Origin of the sequence: Flavobacterium celericrescens, assembly GCF_011392075.1 — a bacterium.
GTDB classification, from domain to species: domain Bacteria; phylum Bacteroidota; class Bacteroidia; order Flavobacteriales; family Flavobacteriaceae; genus Flavobacterium; species Flavobacterium celericrescens.
Window position 1 is genome coordinate 165,509 of sequence record NZ_JAAJBV010000001.1, and the last position, 13,343, is coordinate 178,851.

At 32.0% G+C, this 13,343-nt stretch carries 13 protein-coding genes; 4 read left to right on the top strand and 9 right to left on the bottom strand.

Going from position 1 to position 13,343, the window contains the following annotated elements; translation table 11 throughout:
• Positions 1 to 6 precede the first annotated feature (6 nt).
• The 5 genes from G4L40_RS00760 to aspS form a co-directional block, all read right to left on the bottom strand.
• Positions 7 to 528, bottom strand: coding sequence for an NADH-quinone oxidoreductase subunit C (locus tag G4L40_RS00760; RefSeq protein WP_166235044.1), 522 nt, complete (start codon positions 526 to 528; stop codon positions 7 to 9).
• Between the two features lie 2 nt (positions 529 to 530).
• Positions 531 to 1,082 carry an NADH-quinone oxidoreductase subunit B gene (locus G4L40_RS00765; RefSeq protein ID WP_166235046.1) on the bottom strand — a complete coding sequence of 184 codons (552 nt, stop codon included), beginning with the start codon at positions 1,080 to 1,082 and terminating at the stop codon, positions 531 to 533.
• 11 nt (positions 1,083 to 1,093) lie between these two features.
• Positions 1,094 to 1,459 (bottom strand): NADH-quinone oxidoreductase subunit A, encoded by a 366-nt coding sequence (locus G4L40_RS00770; protein WP_166235048.1) that lies wholly within the window; start codon positions 1,457 to 1,459, stop codon positions 1,094 to 1,096.
• Positions 1,460 to 1,638: 179 nt separating this feature from the next.
• Positions 1,639 to 1,836, bottom strand: coding sequence for a cold-shock protein (locus G4L40_RS00775; RefSeq protein ID WP_166235050.1), 198 nt, complete (start codon positions 1,834 to 1,836; stop codon positions 1,639 to 1,641).
• 106 nt (positions 1,837 to 1,942) lie between these two features.
• Positions 1,943 to 3,694 (bottom strand): aspartate--tRNA ligase, encoded by a 1,752-nt coding sequence (gene aspS / locus G4L40_RS00780; protein WP_166235052.1) that lies wholly within the window; start codon positions 3,692 to 3,694, stop codon positions 1,943 to 1,945.
• Between the two features lie 140 nt (positions 3,695 to 3,834).
• On the opposite strand from aspS, the gene G4L40_RS00785 reads away from it, so the two are divergent.
• Entirely contained in the window at positions 3,835 to 4,833 is a 999-nt protein-coding gene (locus G4L40_RS00785) for a redoxin domain-containing protein (protein ID WP_166235054.1), read from the top strand.
• Between the two features lie 163 nt (positions 4,834 to 4,996).
• Positions 4,997 to 5,344 carry a toxin-antitoxin system YwqK family antitoxin gene (locus tag G4L40_RS00790; protein WP_166235056.1) on the top strand — a complete coding sequence of 116 codons (348 nt, stop codon included), beginning with the start codon at positions 4,997 to 4,999 and terminating at the stop codon, positions 5,342 to 5,344.
• A gap of 63 nt (positions 5,345 to 5,407) precedes the next feature.
• On the opposite strand, the gene G4L40_RS00795 is transcribed toward G4L40_RS00790, so the two are convergent.
• The 4 genes from G4L40_RS00795 to G4L40_RS00810 are packed head-to-tail and all read right to left on the bottom strand — an operon-like array spanning position 5,408 to position 11,623.
• A complete protein-coding gene (locus tag G4L40_RS00795; protein ID WP_166235058.1) occupies positions 5,408 to 8,581 on the bottom strand; it encodes an efflux RND transporter permease subunit in 3,174 nt (1,057 codons plus the stop codon).
• 29 nt (positions 8,582 to 8,610) lie between these two features.
• The gene (locus tag G4L40_RS00800) at positions 8,611 to 9,678 is read right to left on the bottom strand and encodes an efflux RND transporter periplasmic adaptor subunit (protein WP_166235060.1); all 1,068 of its coding nucleotides are present in this window, start codon (positions 9,676 to 9,678) and stop codon (positions 8,611 to 8,613) included.
• A gap of 7 nt (positions 9,679 to 9,685) precedes the next feature.
• Complete coding sequence (locus G4L40_RS00805; RefSeq protein WP_166235062.1) at positions 9,686 to 11,023, bottom strand: TolC family protein; 1,338 nt, start codon at positions 11,021 to 11,023, stop codon at positions 9,686 to 9,688.
• Between the two features lie 3 nt (positions 11,024 to 11,026).
• Complete coding sequence (locus G4L40_RS00810; protein ID WP_166235071.1) at positions 11,027 to 11,623, bottom strand: TetR/AcrR family transcriptional regulator; 597 nt, start codon at positions 11,621 to 11,623, stop codon at positions 11,027 to 11,029.
• A 162-nt stretch (positions 11,624 to 11,785) separates the two neighbouring features.
• Here G4L40_RS00810 and G4L40_RS00815 point away from each other — a divergent pair, with 162 nt between their 5' ends.
• On the top strand, positions 11,786 to 12,760 hold the full coding sequence (locus G4L40_RS00815) for a polyprenyl synthetase family protein (protein WP_166235073.1): 975 nt from the start codon (positions 11,786 to 11,788) through the stop codon (positions 12,758 to 12,760).
• Complete coding sequence (locus G4L40_RS00820; RefSeq protein ID WP_166235075.1) at positions 12,753 to 13,103, top strand: hypothetical protein; 351 nt, start codon at positions 12,753 to 12,755, stop codon at positions 13,101 to 13,103. Before G4L40_RS00815 ends, G4L40_RS00820 begins: the two co-directional genes overlap by 8 nt.
• Positions 13,104 to 13,343: the final 240 nt, after the last annotated feature.

Consider the following 13,343-nt stretch of genomic DNA (forward strand, 5'->3'; position numbering starts at 1 on the left):
TCTTTTTTAACAATTGTTAATGGTTCTTCCAAAGAATCTATCGTCTTTATCCGTTCTTCCTGAATCCTCCATAGGAAATTCTTTTCTTAACGGAAAAGAGACCATTTCATCCATATTTAAGATTCTAACTAGATTAGGATGTCCTGTGAAGATAATCCCATAAAAATCATAAGTTTCTCTTTCCATCCAGTTTGCAGATTCAAAAAGAGAAGTTATTGATGGTAATTCTGGTTGTGTTCCGCTGATGAATGTTTTTACTCTAATTCTGGTGTTAGTAAACCAATTGTGTAAATGATAAACCACACAAAATTGCTCGCTATTCTCATTTTCAGGGTAGTGAACACCACATAAATCAGTTAAGAAATGAAAGTTAAGCGTTTTATCTTCTTTCATAAATTGAAGAATCTCTACAATTGAATTAGCTTCTGCTTCTAGCACAAAAACACCATATTCTGTTCTGAAATGATTCACTTTTTGTCCAAAAGCTTCTTGCAATTTATTTTGTATTTCTAAGGTATCTAGCGCCATAGTTATTCTATATTATAAGAAGCTAAAAGTTCTTTATATTCATCTGAATTTCTTCTTCTAGAAGATTCGTTTTTTACTAATTCTTGCAAATGCATTACACCATCAACAATTTGTTCTGGTCTTGGAGGACATCCAGGCACATAAACATCTACAGGAATTACTTTGTCTATTCCTTGTAAAACAGAATAGGTATCAAAAATTCCACCTGAAGAAGCACAAGCTCCAACAGCAATCACCCATCTAGGTTCAGACATTTGTTCATAAACTTGACGTAATATAGGCGCCATTTTTTTTGAAATAGTTCCCATCACCAAAAGCATATCTGCTTGTCTTGGAGAAAAACTTACACGTTCAGAACCAAATCGGGCTAAATCGTAATGAGATGCCATAGTTGCCATAAATTCAATCCCACAACATGATGTAGCAAATGGCAATGGCCACAATGAATTTGCTCTAGCCAATCCAATTACACTATCAAATCTTGTAGCAAAGAATCCTTCACCAGCAATTCCTTCTGGCGCTTCCACCATTTTAGTTTTAGATACGTTTTCCATTTGATATCAATTTATTCCCAAACTAATGCTTTCTTCTTAATAACATAAAAGAAGCCGATTAATAATAAAATCATAAAAACGCCCATTTTTAGTAAACCATCAACGCCCATTTCTTTGAAATTAACCGCCCATGGATACATAAAAATTACCTCAACATCAAATAACACAAAAAGGATAGCTACTAAAAAGTACTTAACAGAAAAAGGAATACGAGCATTTCCTACGGACTCGATTCCGCACTCAAAACTTTTATCTTTGTTTGCTGAAGATCGTTTTGGCCCTAATAAATTTGAAATTAAAATTGTTCCTCCTACAAAACCAACTGCTAATAAAATCTGCATTATTATTGGTATCAAATCTTGTTGTGAAGCTTGCATTTTTTTTGGATTTAAAAATAGCTACAAATATAAAGTTGCTATTACTAAATAGCAAAATTTATACAACAAATTAGCATTATGTTTTGTGGAAATAATTTTATTTATACTTATTCTAAATAATAGGTATAAAAAAAACGCTCAAAATATATTTGAGCGTTTTTTAAAAAAGGGATAACTTATTAGCTATTCACAACAACATTAGTTGCTACAATTCCTTTTCTTCCTTCTTCTTCTTCGTAACTTACGCTATCACCTTCGTTTAAAGATTCAACTTTCATTCCGCTTGCGTGTACGAAAATGTCTTTTCCAGTTTCATCATCTGTAATAAAACCGTAACCTTTTGATTCATTGAAGAACTTAACTTTACCTGTTCTCATTTTGTATTGTAAAAAATTAATAATACTTCAAAGATATACTTATTTAAGAAATAAAAAAGAAAAAGCTAAAAAATATTTAAAATTTATTGATTTTCAGATGGTTTGATTATTTCACATCTACTTTAATATGCAATTCATTCAACTGCGAATCATCAATTACTGATGGCGCATCAATCATTACATCTCTACCTGAATTATTTTTAGGGAAAGCAATAAAATCGCGAATTGTTTCTTGTCCTCCTAAAATAGAAACCAATCTATCCAATCCAAAAGCTAATCCTCCGTGAGGCGGTGCTCCAAACTGAAATGCATTCATTAAAAATCCAAACTGAGCTTCTGCTTGCTCTGGTGTAAATCCAAGCAAAGAGAACATTCTGCTTTGTAAATCTCTATCATGAATACGAATAGAACCTCCACCAATTTCGTTTCCGTTTAAAACCATATCGTAAGCATTAGCCCTAACTTTTCCTGGTTCGGTTTCGATTAATGCCATATCTTCTGGTTTTGGTGATGTAAAAGGATGGTGCATTGCGTGATATCTTTCACTTTCTTCATCCCATTCTAATAATGGAAAATCTACAACCCATAATGGCGCAAACTCATCAGATTTTCTCAAACCTAAACGTGTAGCAACTTCCATTCTTAAAGTCGATAATTGTATTCTAACTTTGTTTGCGTTTCCAGATAGGATTAAGATTAAATCGCCTGGTTTTGCATTGGTAATTTCGGCCCACTTTTTCAAATCTTCTTGATCGTAGAATTTATCTACTGATGATTTGAAAGTTCCATCTTCTTCACATTTTACATATACCATTCCCGATGCTCCAATTTGTGGACGTTTTACCCAATCAATTAAAGCATCAATTTCTTTTCTTGTATAATTTGCACAACCTGGCGCAGCAATTCCGACAACTAATTCTGCTGAATTGAATACTGGAAAATCTTTATGTTGAGCTACAGTATTTAACTCGCCAAATTTCATTTCAAAACGAATGTCTGGTTTGTCATTTCCGTAGGTTTTCATTGCGTAATCGTAGGTAATTCTTGGGAATTTATCAACTTCAATTCCTTTGATTTCTTTAAGTAAATGACGTGTTAAACCTTCGAACATATCTAAAATATCTTCTTGCTCCACGAAAGCCATTTCACAATCAATTTGTGTAAATTCTGGTTGACGGTCAGCACGTAAATCTTCGTCACGGAAACATTTCACAATTTGGAAATATTTATCCATTCCACCTACCATCAACAACTGTTTGAACGTTTGTGGCGATTGAGGTAAGGCATAAAATTGTCCTTCATTCATTCTACTTGGCACCACAAAATCACGAGCGCCTTCTGGAGTAGATTTAATTAAATAAGGTGTTTCTACATCACAAAAACCTTGGTCAGAAAGATATTTTCTAACTTCCATAGAAACTTTATGACGGAATAATAAGTTGTTTTTAACTGGATTTCTTCTGATGTCTAAATAACGGTATTTCATACGAATGTCTTCACCACCATCCGTTTCGTCTTCGATAGTAAATGGAGGTAATTGCGCTTCGTTTAAAATAGTTAGTTCTGCAACTAAAATTTCAACATCACCAGTTGCCATATTTGCGTTTTTAGACTCACGCTCAATAACAGTTCCTTTTACTTGAATTACAAACTCTCTACCAAGTGATTTTGCTTTTTCAAAAACGGCTTTATCAGTTCTTTGTTCGTCGAAAATTAATTGGGTAATTCCGTATCGATCACGTAAATCGACCCAAATCATAAAACCTTTATCTCTTGATTTTTGAACCCAACCTGCAAGGGTAACTTCTGTATTGATATGTGAAGCATTCAATTCTCCACAGTTATGACTTCTGTACATTTCTAAAAAATTTTATGCAAAAGTAATAACAAAAAAGAAAATTTATAGTCTAATAAGATAATTATAATTACAATTTTAAATGGTTTCTTTAGTTTTATAAAATATTACCTTATTTTTACACAAACCTTATTTACATTTTTATGAAAAAAATCACCTATTTACTACTACTATTTGTTTGTTTTTCTTTTGCTCAAAACACTGGAAAAGTTACGTTTTTTGCCAAAATAGAAAACAGAAACTCAGACACACTGACAATTTATGGCCCTAAAAAATTTAAACACAAAATTCCTGTAAACAAAAAAGGCGTTTTTGAATCTAGTTTTGATATAACTGAAGGATTACACCAATTTAATGATGGTGTAGAATCTTCAATGCTATATTTGAAAGATGGCGATGATTTAAAATTGAATATGGACGCTAAAGAATTTGATGAAACTATTGTTTATAAAGGTAAAGGAGAAAAAGAAAATAATTATTTAGCGCAAAAAGCTCTTTCTGATGAAACATTTGAAATGGAATTAGAAAATTTGCTAGAAAAAGATGAAACGATTTTTAAAGCCGCTTTAGACAAAAAGAAAACAGATGATTTGGCTAAATTAGAAGGCAATGGATTGAATGAAAAATTTGTTGGCATATACAAACCAATGATTTTACAAGAATCTGTTATGCTTTTACAATACTATAATCAAAAAGCTGAAGCTAAAAAAACTGAAGGAACTCAAGCTGCTTCGTTTGATTATGAAAATCATAAAGGAGGAAAAACTAAGTTAGAAGACTTGAGAGGAAAATATGTTTACATTGATGTTTGGGCAACATGGTGTGGTCCATGTAGAGCAGAAATTCCTCATTTGAAAAAAGTGGAAGAAAAATATCATGGGAAAAATATTGAATTTGTAAGCATTTCTGTAGATGTTGACAAAGATCATGAGAAATGGCAAAAATTTGTAACTGACAAAGAATTAGGTGGTATCCAATTATTTGCAGACAAAAACTGGAATTCAGATTTCATCAAAGCATTTGGAATTAATTCTATCCCAAGATTTATATTAATTGACCCAACTGGAAAAGTTGTAAAATCTGATGCACCAAGACCTTCTTCAGCTGCACTAGTAGAATTATTAGATAGTTTAGTAAAATAATTTCCCGTTTTTTATAACTTATTTTAAAGCCAATGCGTAATGTATTGGCTTTTTCAATGTTAAGTTTTTATCCAATGTTACCAAATTGTTAACTAAAAGTTTTTTTATTGTAAAAATTAATATATATTTGTTATGTAATTATTAACCCAATAAATAAATGTATATGAAAAATTTAGTGATTTCTGGGATGTTATTGGTTTCTGGAGTGTTTTTTGCTCAAGATGTAAAACCAAAATTTGTTGCTACAGACGACAACACAATACAAGCAACATATTATTATGATAATGGTCAAGTAAAACAAGAAGGTTCTTATGTAGATGGAAAACTTGATGGAAAATGGGTTTCTTATAATGAAGATGGTACAAAACAAGCTTCAGGAGAATATAAAAATGGAGAAAAAGTTGGCACTTGGACTTTTTGGAACTCAGGTTCATTAAGTAAAGTTGAATTTGCTAATAGCAGAATCGCATCCGTAAAAAAATTAAACAATGATTATTTAGTAACTAAATAATTTTTTTTAAACTAATAAAAAAGTCCCGATTTTCATCGGGACTTTTTTGGTTACATACTTGATTTAAATTTCATGTTTGGGTGTAAAACCATCCTCACTTAATTCTTTATGAACATAATCAGCTTTCATTAAACTGCCATAATCTACTTTAACATCTCTTCCTAGTTTCACTCTAATGCTATCAACAATAGCATAAACAACTGGGACCACAATTAAAGTTAAGAATAAAGAGGAAATCAGACCACCAATAATTACCCAAGCTAAACCATTATTCATCTCTGCTGCAGCACCTTTAGCAAGTGCAATAGGAATCATCCCTATTACCATAGCAATTGTTGTCATTAATATTGGGCGTAAACGAGCATGGTTTGCCTGAACTAATGCATTGAATGTTGATTCTCCAGCATCTTTTCTGTGATTAGCAAAGTCAACTAATAAAATTGCATTTTTCGTAACTAATCCAATTAACATAATAATACCTAAAATAGTGAAAATGTTAAGTGAATTATTAGTTAATGCCAAAGCAAATAACGCTCCAATAAACGATAACGGAATAGAGAACAATACTACAAAAGGTGTAACAAAGTCATCATACAAAGCAACCATGACTAAGTAAACTAAGATAATAGCAGCAAGTAACGCAATTCCTAAAGTCCCAAAACCTTCTGTTTGGTTTTCCATATCTCCACCCCAAACATAGTTAACTCCTGTTGGACGTTCCATTTTTGAGAATACTGTTTCCCATTCAGTTGCAATGGTACCTGAAGGTCTACCTACAGATTGTGCTTCAATTGTAATCGAAGTACTTTTATCTCTTCTTTCTAACATACTTGGACCTGAACTTTCAATTACCTCTGCAAATTGAGATAATTTGATTTGTTGTCCCATGTTGTTTACGAAAATCAGATTGTTTACATCATTAATGTTAGAACGATCATATTCATTGAATCTGATGTTAATATCATATTCATATTCTCCTGCTCTAAATTTTCCATCAGTATTTCCGTTGAAAGCGGTTTGCATTGTTAAACCAACTGTTTGAAGGTTTAATCCTAATGCTGCCATTTTATCACGATCCACCTGAACTTTAATTTCAGGATTACCAGCTTCTGAAGTTAGTTTTACTTCTGATGCTCCTGGCACTTTTTTCAATTCAGCAGCTGCTTTTTGAGCAAATAGCATTACATCATCAAAATTTGGACCTGTTACAGTTAAAGCAATTGGAGCTTTAGCGGCACCTTCTAATCCCATAGGAACTGTTTTTACTTTAGCTCCTACTAATTCTTTTTCTAATTGACGTTTGATTTTAGCTGCATATATAAACGAGTTGTCATCACGTTTTGCTTTTTCAACCAAAGAAATCAAAATTTCAGCTTTGTAAGCAGTAGATTGCGTAGCTCCCATACCTTCACTAGTTTGACCTACTGTGGTAATCATATCAACGATATTTTTATCTTTTTTTAGATAAGCTTCCGCTTTTTGAGTCATAAAATTGGTTTGCTCAACAGAAACATCTTTTGGCATTTCAATTTGAACTAAGAATTCGCCTTTATCGGTTTTAGAGAAGAACTCACCACCAATAAATCCACCTCCTAATAGTCCGAAAATTGAACCAAAGAAAATAACAGTAACGATTGCTAACGTTGTTTTTTTGTAATTTAAAGACCAAGTTAAAATGTCTGTTACTTTGTGAGTGAATTTATCTAGGTAGTTTTCAAAACCTAAAATAATTTTTCCAAAAAACGATTCTTTATTTAAATGTTCTAATTTTCCGTAACGTGAGAATAACCAAGGCACAATAGTAAAGGAAGCCAATAACGACAATAATGTAGCAATAATTACTGTAACACTAAATTGCGTAATGATGTCAGAAACTAATCCAGTACTCATGGCAATTGGTAAGAATACCACCACGATAACTAAAGTAATAGCGGTAACGGTAAATCCAATTTCAGCCGCACCATCGTAAGCAGCGCGAACTTTATTTTTACCCATTTCCATGTGACGGTGGATGTTTTCCAATACTACAATCGCGTCGTCTACTAAGATACCTACTACCAATGAAAGTCCAAGTAAACTCATCAAGTTTAACGTATATCCCATTAATGAAATTCCAATAAAAGTAGCAATCAACGAAGCTGGAATCGATACCATTACGATAGCAGCATTACGTAAACTGTGTAAGAAGAATAACATTACTAATGCAACTAAAAAGATAGCAAGAAATAAATCGTGCATTACATTATCGGCAGCAGTTAAGGTAAATTCACTACTATCGTTTGCAACTTTTAATTTTAAGTTTGATTTTGCATAATCTTGTTCAATTTTAGCAATTGCTTCTTTTACTTTTTTACTAACTTCAACGGCATTTGCATCTGATTGTTTAATAACTTGTAAAAGGATTGATCCTTTCTCGTTAATTCTTGAGATTTTAGTTACGTCTTTTTGGGCATCTTGAACATCGGCCACATCACCCAAACGTACTTGAACGCCATTGTTTGAAGCAACAACTAAATTTCGTAATTCTTCAACTGATTTATATTTTCCAGATAAACGAATGGTTGTACTGTTTTCTCTAGTTTTAATATTACCTGTAGGGAAATCTAAGTTTGAAGATAAAACAGCTTGTTGCACCTGAGGAACTGATAATCCAAATCCTTGTAATTTAGTTGCATCTAAGCTTACTTTAATTTCTCTTTCTTCACCACCAACTAAGTTAACTTGTGCCACACCAGGAACACGAGAAACAATTGGTTGAATTTTTTTATCTAACAAGTCATAAAAAGCAATTTCATCCATGCTTGCTGTTGCTCCAATGGTCATAATTGGTAAATCGCTCAAAGAGAATTTACTTAATGAAGGCGGATCAACATCGTCAGGTAAGTCTTTTAAAACTGCATTGATTTTACGTTGAGCATCATTTAAAGAATAATCGGCATCCGCATCAGCGGTTAATGTAATCATTACTACCGATAAACTTTCGTATGACTTTGATTCTAATTTTTTGATGTTCTCCATGGTAGAAACCGCATCCTCAATTTTCTTGGTTACGGTGTTTTCTACTTCACTTGGAGAAGCTCCAGGATAAACAGTTGAAACGGTTACAACGTTCATTTCAAATTTTGGAATTAACTCATAACTCAACTGTTTATAACTATATAGTCCACCTAATAATAGTATCGTAAAAAGTACGATAACCATAGAAGGTCTTTTAATTGATATATCTACAATTTTCATATAATCGGTTTTAAGTAAGCGTCTTTTTATTATTTTACTATAGAAACTTTAGTGCTATCACTTAAGTTTATTTGACCACTTGTTACTACAACATCCCCATTGTTTAAGCCGCTTAAGATTTCAACTTTATCTCCAAAAACTCTTCCGGCTACTACTTTTTTCATAACGGCAATGTCTTTTTCCACAACATAAACTTGGTTGCTACTAACACTTCCTACAAAGGCACTTCTTGGAATTGTCATCAATTCAGGTTGTTTTCCTTCTGGAGCACCAAAAACTACAGAACCATACATTCCCGCTTTTATTTCGTTATTAGCATTGTTTGTAATTGCCACTTCAATAGGGAAGTTTAGAGAAGTATCTGCTTTTGAAGCAATAAAAGTTACTTTTCCAGTATATTCCTTGTCAGGAAAAACACTTGCTTTTACTTTTACAACCGAACCAATTTTTAATTGTGCCACTTGACGCTCACTAACATTTACTTTCAGTTTTAACGAGCTTGTATTTACAATTTCAAACATTTTTGTTGGTGGCATAGCGCTCAATATAGCTCCAACTTCAATGAATTTTTTATTGATAATTCCTCCGAAAGGAGCTTTAACTCTTGTGTCACCAACATTAATATTAGCTTGAGTTAATCTAGATTTAGCGTTAATCATGTTGATTCTAGCTTGATCTAATTGTTGTTTTGTAACTCCTCCAGTTTTGTAAGCACTTTCGAATCGGTTGTAATCGTTAAGAGCGTTTTGATAATTAGCATTAGCTGTTTCTGCCTCTACATTAACAACATCACCTCTAATGATAGCAATAGTTTGACCTTTTGCTACTCTATCCCCTTCTTTAACCAAAACCGAAATTACTTTTCCAGATCGTTCTGCAGCCATTTCTAATTCTTGATCGGGTGAGAAGTTTCCGTTAGCAAAAAAAGTATCTTCAACAGGATTTGTTTCAACTGTAGCAACACGTACAGCAACACTACTATTTTCTTGAGCTACAATTGCTGTATCTGCTTCATTTTGTTTTTTGTTGTTCATAAGAGTTACAACAGCAGCTCCTACTATTCCTACACCTAAAACGATATAAATTATTTTTTTCATTTGTTTATTAGTTTAATAAGTTTTTTAGTTCTCCTTTAGATTTTATGAATTGAATTTCAGCTAGTTTATATTCTAAAATAGCAGTTGTATAATTGTTTTGTGCTTCAACCAAGGCGTTTTCTGCATCCAATAAATCGGTTAAAGATGCTAAACCTTGTGTGTAATTATTATTGGTGTTGTTGAAAACTTCTTGCGCAAGTTGAGCATTTTCTTTTTGATTGTTGATGGTTATCAAACTGTTTTCAAGTTGCTTTTTTGCATTATCAAACGCTAAATCCAAAGCTAATTTGGTGTCATCAAGATCTACTTTTAAAGAACTTAATGCGTTGTTTGCTTGTCTTACTTTTGCTCTTGTTCCAAATCCCGCAAAAAGTGGTACTCTTAAATTTAAACCAATTGAAGCATAGTCTGACCAATAAACACCATCAGCTGGTTTTGCAAATAATGGCATTTCAGGACCTTGACCAATATAGTTGTAACTTCCGGTTAATGAAAGTGTTGGATAATATGCCGCTTGAACCGCCTTTTTTTGGTACGTTAATAATTGTTCTTGTTTTTTAAGTAACAAATATTCTGTTCTTCCAGTAACATCAGCTGTTGATGATAAGTCTTGTGGTGTAACTTCAAAAGCAGTATTAGGAATAATGATTTTGTTTTCCATTGGCATTCCCATATAAAATTTCAACGCATTTTCTTGAAGCGAAATTGCATTTAAAATTTGCTGACGAAGTGAATTGATATTGTTGACACGAACTGTAATTCTGTCATAATCGATTTTTTTAGCCAAACCATTATCATATTGCCCTTTGATGATGTCTTTTACTTTGTTTGTGTTTTTCAAGTTATTATCAACTACAATAAGTTTTTGTTGTTGCACATATACTTGATAATAGGCATTTGCAACACGTTCAATAACCTGCTCTTCGGTTAATTGTTCGTTAATTTGATAAAACTCTCTTGTAGATTTGGCAGCTTTTAACCCTGTAAAAACCGATTGATCAAACAAAGCTTGATTCAAAGAAATGCCAGCTCCAGAATTCCATTTTTGACCAAAAGCTGCTTGAATTGTTGTACCTGGTGCTCCAAAATTATCTCCATCAATTACTGTTGTTTGTAAAATTGGGTTATAATTCAAACTTCCATTAGCCGAAATTTGCGGTAAAGCTCTCGAACGAACTTCTTGAATTTTATACTCGCTATTTTCTACTTCTAATTTTGCTTTCTTAGCTTCTGCTTTGTTCTCAAGTGCAAAAGTGATAGCATCTTTTAATGTTAGTGGTGCTACTTCTTGCGCACTTACCGACAGTGTAAAAGTTAATAATGTTATGAGGATTGTGTTCTTCATTGTTTATATAATTGGGTTTTTAAGGTGTTTTTCTAATTCAATAATTCCAGCTAATGTTGCCATTGCTCTAATGTGATATTCCAAAGCTTTTACTTCTAATTCATGTGCATCATTTTCTAACATAGTGTTCTCGTTAATATTGAAAATTAGTGTGTAATAAAATTTCACATAGTTGTCCACATCTAAATTTTCTCGATATAAACCTTCATTAATACCTTTAATAATGTTTTGTCTAAAACAATCTTCACAAATGCTTACTTGTTGGGTTAATACTTTGTCGTAAATTTCTGGATAGTGTTTTTTTAACTGATAAATTGGAGATGATTCAGCTGATTTGAACATTTCTCTAAACATTCTTTTGATTTCGAAATTTTCTTCAATAGCGTTAAAGTTTTTAGATACAATTTTATCAATCGTTTCATGAACTTCTTTGTGGACCATTTCAACACTTTGTTCAATTAAAACATCTTTATTGCTAAAATATTTGTAAATCGTTTTTTTTGAAATGCACATTTCGCAAGCAATATCATCCATAGTAATGCTCTTGAAACCAAGTCTCAAAAACATTTCTTTTGCTTTATTTATAATTTTATCTTTCATTTTTATAGTAAAATCGCATTTTGGGATTTTATTTTCGGGTACAAATGTATGTAGGAAACTTTTAACACCAAAATAGTTTCCGTTGTTTTTACATAAATTTAACATTTGATATATTCGTGTCGTTTCAGAATATTAAAGTATTTTAGCAAAAATTTCTAAACAATGCATTCTATATCGTACTATCAGGAGAAAATGACCAATCATTTTTCTCAAATCGTTGCTAATAAAGAGCCTAAAAATTTATACGAACCTATCGAGTATATTTTATCGCTTGGTGGAAAAAGAATGCGTCCCGTTTTGACTTTAATGGCAAGCGAAGTTTTTAATGTAGATTGTGAAAAAGCGATTCCGGCAGCTACTGCGGTTGAGGTGTTTCACAATTTTTCATTAATTCACGACGATATTATGGATGATGCGCCTTTACGAAGAGGCAATCAAACCGTTCATGAAAAATGGGATTTGAATACCGGAATTTTATCAGGTGATGCGATGTTGATTTTAGCGTATCAATTCTTTGAAAATTATGAGCCTAAAACATTTCAAAAATTAGCCAAATTATTCAGCAAAACGGCTTTAGAAGTTTGTGAAGGACAACAATATGATGTAGATTTTGAATTGCGTGACGATGTTACAGTTCCTGAATACCTAAAAATGATTGAATACAAAACCGCTGTTTTAGTTGGTGCTGCTATGAAAATGGGAGCAATTGTAGCCGAAACTTCTGATGAAAATGCAGATTTGATTTATGATTTTGGATTAAATTTAGGTATCGCATTTCAATTACAAGATGATTATTTAGATGCTTTCGGTAATCCAGAAACCTTTGGAAAACAAGTGGGTGGAGACATTATTGAAAATAAAAAAACCTATTTATATTTAAAAGCAATTGAGTTTTCAAAACCAGAAGAAAAACAACAATTGTTGCATTTATTTTCGATTCAACCAACAGATAATAATGATAAAATTGAATCTGTAAAATCCATTTTTAATGCTTCTGGTGCAAGCGAAGCTACTAAAAAAGCGATTCAAGACTTTACTTTTAAAGCATTTGAAACTCTAGAAAAAATGGATATCGAATCTGAAAAGAAAGCCATTTTAAAAGCTTTTGGCGAAAATTTAATGGGAAGAAATGTATAATCCACCTACAAATATTGATGCTATAATTTCGCAAGCCGAGGAAGAACATTTGTACTTTAAACTAATTGAGCAAGTGAATAAAGATTTTGCTTTGGCGAATGAATCTTTAGATGTACCAACAAGTATTTTTCCGTTTGAATTTAAGAATTTGGTTCAAGAGAAAATATACAAACTCATTCAATACAAATTTGCTGAATATTTGAATTTACTATACATCATCGATGTTCCAGAAGAGCAAATCAAAAAATTAGATGGTTCTGATTTGGTTGAATTGTCAGAACAAGTAGCTTTTTTAGTCTTAAAACGGGAGTGGCAAAAGGTTTGGTTTCGTAATAAATATTAAAAATATTTTAGTATATTTGATTTTTATATGAAACACTAATCATTTAGCAATTATAAACACCTATTGGTTTGGAATTAGACCTATATATTTTCATCAAAATTCTTAAATTAGTGGCTTAAAATTTTTAAATATAAAACACTAACATTAATATGCAGAAAGTATTATGAGAATTGAGTGTTGGAAATAATGATTTAAGCTTAGCCTTTGAAACTATCTTTTGTTGTCTATATATTAATCAAA